Source organism: Spirillospora sp. NPDC046719 (genome assembly GCF_040645715.1).
Taxonomy (GTDB): domain Bacteria; phylum Actinomycetota; class Actinomycetes; order Streptosporangiales; family Streptosporangiaceae; genus Spirillospora.
This window is the reverse complement of the sequence record NZ_JBEYYT010000692.1, coordinates 1-3,436: the sequence shown is the minus strand read 5'-3', so window position 1 is coordinate 3,436 and position 3,436 is coordinate 1. Positions and strand designations below refer to the sequence as shown.

The 3,436-nt window shown below is 70.0% G+C and carries 3 protein-coding genes; all 3 read right to left on the bottom strand.

The window, feature by feature from the left end; all coding sequences use genetic code 11:
• Nucleotides 1-70: 70 nt before the first annotated feature.
• A complete protein-coding gene (locus tag ABZ914_RS48715; RefSeq protein WP_500201412.1) occupies nt 71-1,129 on the bottom strand; it encodes an ABC transporter ATP-binding protein in 1,059 nt (352 codons plus the stop codon).
• Nucleotides 1,130-1,251: 122 nt separating this feature from the next.
• The gene (locus ABZ914_RS48710) at nt 1,252-2,322 is read right to left on the bottom strand and encodes an ABC transporter ATP-binding protein (RefSeq protein ID WP_500201411.1); all 1,071 of its coding nucleotides are present in this window, start codon (nt 2,320-2,322) and stop codon (nt 1,252-1,254) included.
• Nucleotides 2,322-3,335 (bottom strand): ABC transporter permease, encoded by a 1,014-nt coding sequence (locus ABZ914_RS48705; protein ID WP_433154344.1) that lies wholly within the window; start codon nt 3,333-3,335, stop codon nt 2,322-2,324. Before ABZ914_RS48705 ends, ABZ914_RS48710 begins: the two co-directional genes overlap by 1 nt.
• Between the last annotated feature and the right edge of the window lie 101 nt (nt 3,336-3,436).

Here is a 3,436-nt window from a genome sequence, read left to right as displayed (position 1 = left end):
GTCCCCCTGTGCGGGGGCCGGGGCTTCGGCGTGCCGGAGGCGCGCCCGAGGGCGGTCCTGCGGCCGGGGCCTACTCGCCGGTCTCGGCGTCGGACTCGGCGGCCGGCGCGGTCCCCGGCGCCACCGCGGCCTTCGCGACCTCGTCGGTCGCCGACACGGTGGTGTTCTCCGGGAAGTGGCACGCGGCCTGGTGGCCGTGGCTGAGCTCGATCAGCGGCGGCTCGACCTGCTTGCAGATGTCCTGCGCCTTCCAGCAGCGGGTGTGGAACCGGCACGCGGGCGGCGGGTCGAGGGGGCTCGGCACGTCGCCCTGCAGCCGGATCCGCTGCCGCTCGCCGCGCTGGCTCGGGTCCGGGACCGGCACCGCCGACAGCAGCGCGTTGGTGTACGGGTGCATCGGCCGCTCGTACAGGTCGTTGCGGTCCGCGATCTCGACGATCTTGCCGAGGTACATGACGGCGACCCGGTCGGAGATGTGCCGGACGACCGACAGGTCGTGCGCGATCACCACGTAGGTGAGGTCGAGCTCGTCCTGCAGGTCCTCCAGCAGGTTGACGACCTGCGCCTGCACCGACACGTCCAGGGCCGACACCGGCTCGTCCGCGACGATCAGCTTCGGCTTGAGCGCCAGCGTGCGGGCGATCCCGATGCGCTGGCGCTGGCCGCCGGAGAACTCGTGCGGGTACCGGTTGTAGTGCTCGGGGTTGAGGCCGACCAGCTCCAGGATCTCCTGGACGGCCTTCTTCACCCCGTTCTCGGTGGCGATGTTCTGCAGCCGGAACGGGGCCCCGACGATCGCGCCGACCGTCTTGCGCGGGTTCAGCGACGAGTACGGGTCCTGGAAGATCATCTGGAGGTCGCGGCGGAGCGGCCGCAGCCGCCCCTGGGACATCGTGGTGATGTCCTGCCCCTCGAAGCTGATCTTGCCGAAGCTCGGGTCCAGCAGCCGCATGATCATCCGGCCGGTGGTGGACTTGCCGCAGCCCGACTCCCCCACCAGGCCGAGGGTCTCGCCCTTGCGGACCGAGAACGACACGCCGTCGACGGCCTTCACCGCCGCGACCTGCCGGCGCAGCAGCCCCGCGGTGACGGGGAAGTGCTTGCCGAGGTTCTCCACCTCCAGCAGCATCTCCCCGTCCCGGACGGGACGGGGCGCCGCCGCGTCGGCGGAGGTCTCCGCGGCGCCGGGGACGGTGGTCCCCGCCGCGGCGGTGTCAGAAGTGCTCACAGTCTTGTTCCCACCCGTGCTCGTCACAGCTTCGGCCGGATCTCGGATTCCCAGATCTCCTGCTTCTTCTCCAGCGGGAGATGGCAGGCGACCTTGTGGCCCGGGACCGCCTCGACCAGTTCGGGGCGCACCGTCGTGGACTTGTCCCCGTTGAGGTCCTTGTACGCGCACCGCGGGTTGAACGCGCAGCCCTGCGGCACGTTGATCAGGCTCGGCGGGGTGCCCTTGATCGGCATCAGCCGTTCGGTGCGCTCCCGGTCCAGCCGCGGCATCGACCCGAGCAGCCCCCAGGTGTAGGGGTGCAGGGGCCGGTGGAAGGCGTCCTCCACCGAGGCGTACTCGGCGCACCGCCCCGCGTACATCACCAGGATGTCGTCCGACAGCTCCGCGACCACCCCGAGATCGTGGGTGATCATGATGACGGCGGAGTTGAACTCCTGCTGCAGGTCCCGGATCAGGTCGAGGATCTGCGCCTGGACGGTCACGTCCAGCGCCGTAGTCGGCTCGTCGGCGATCAGCAGCTCCGGGTCGCAGGACAGCGCCATCGCGATCATGGCGCGCTGCCGCATGCCGCCGGAGAACTGGTGGGGGTAGTCGTCGACGCGCTTGTCCGGCTTCGGGATGCCGACGCGGCCGAGCATGTCGATGGCGTGCTTGCGCGCCACCTGCTTGGACACGTCGTTGTGGACCCGGTACGCCTCGATGATCTGCGCGCCCACCGTGTAGAAGGGGTGCATCGACGACAGCGGGTCCTGGAAGATCATCGCCATCTTGCGGCCGCGCAGCCGGCGGACGTCGCCGGGCGACGCGCCGACGAGCTCCTGGCCGTCGAGCCAGATCTCGCCGGACACGTTGGCGTTGCTGCGGTTGTGCAGGCCGAGGATGCCGAGGCTCGTGACGCTCTTGCCGGAGCCGGACTCGCCGACGATGCCGAGCGTGCGGCCCTTCTCCAGCTGGAACGACAGCCCGTCGACCGACTTCACCAGACCGTCGTCGGTCGGGAAGTGGATCTTCAGGTCGCGGACCTCGAGGAACGCCGTGGGAGCCTCCCCGGCGCCCGCGGCGGGCCCGGCGGCCGGCGTGGTGTCGGTCATCAGCCCAGCCTCACTCTCGGGTCGATGATGGCGTACAGGAGGTCGACGATCAGGTTGATCACGACGATGAAGGTGGCGGCGAGGGTGGTCACGCCGAGCACCATCGGCAGGTCGCCGGTGCCGATCGAGCTGATCGCCAGCTGCCCGAGGCCGGGGATGCTGAAGGTGTTCTCGGTGAGCACCGCGCCACCGATCAGCAGCCCGAAGTCGAGGCCGAAGATGGTCAGGATGGGGGTCAGCGAGGCGCGCAGCGCGTGCTTGGTGATGACCGTCTTCTCCGGCAGCCCCTTGGCGCGGGCCGTCCGGATGTAGTCCTCGTTCATCGTTTCCAGCATGCCCGCTCTGGTGAGCCGCGCGTACATCGCGGCGTACAGGAACGCCAGGGTGACCCAGGGCAGCACCAGCGACTCGAACCATGTCAACGGGTTCTGGCTGAAGCCCACGTAACTGCCTCCGCCGGGGAAGATGCCCAGCTTGTAGGAGAACAGGGCGAGCGACACCAGGCCCGTGAAGTAGATCGGCAGCGACACGCCGCTGAGGGCGATCACCATCGCGGCCCTGTCCCAGATGCTGCCTCTCTTCAGCGCCGAGACGACGCCGGTCGACACACCGACGATCAGCCAGACGATCGCGGCGCCTATGGCCAGCCCCAGGGTCGCCGGGGCGCGGTCCATCAGCGTCGGGAGCACCGGCTGGCTGGTGCGGAAGGAATAGCCGAGGCAGGGCGCCGGGCAGTGGTCGGTGACCGGCCCGGCCTTGAAGTCCTCACCGGCCACGATGCCCTTGAGGTAGTGGCCGTACTGCACCACCACCGGCTTGTCCAGGCCGAGCCGTTCCTTGGTGGCCTGGATCGCCTCTGCCGTCGGGGCCTTGCCGACGTAGGACGCCGCGAGCTGGTCGGTGGTCTGACCCGCCAGCTTCGGAAGCCAGAAGAAGATGCCGAAGGTCACCAGGCTGATGAGCAACAGCATGAGAACGGCGCCGACGAGGCGCCGGATGATGTATGCGAGCACACTGCGCGGCCCCGCCCCGCCCCCGCGCCGGCCGGGGGGCCCCGGCCCGGCGGGCCGGGCACGCCGAGCACCCCCGAGACATGTTCCCAAGCACGGGGGGA

Coding starts and splice junctions, on each gene's coding strand:
- ABZ914_RS48715 (WP_500201412.1), bottom strand. CDS start 1,129: ATGCTGCTGGAGGTGGAGAACCTCGGCAAGCACTTCCCCGTCACCGCG.
- ABZ914_RS48710 (WP_500201411.1), bottom strand. CDS start 2,322: ATGACCGACACCACGCCGGCCGCCGGGCCCGCCGCGGGCGCCGGGGAG.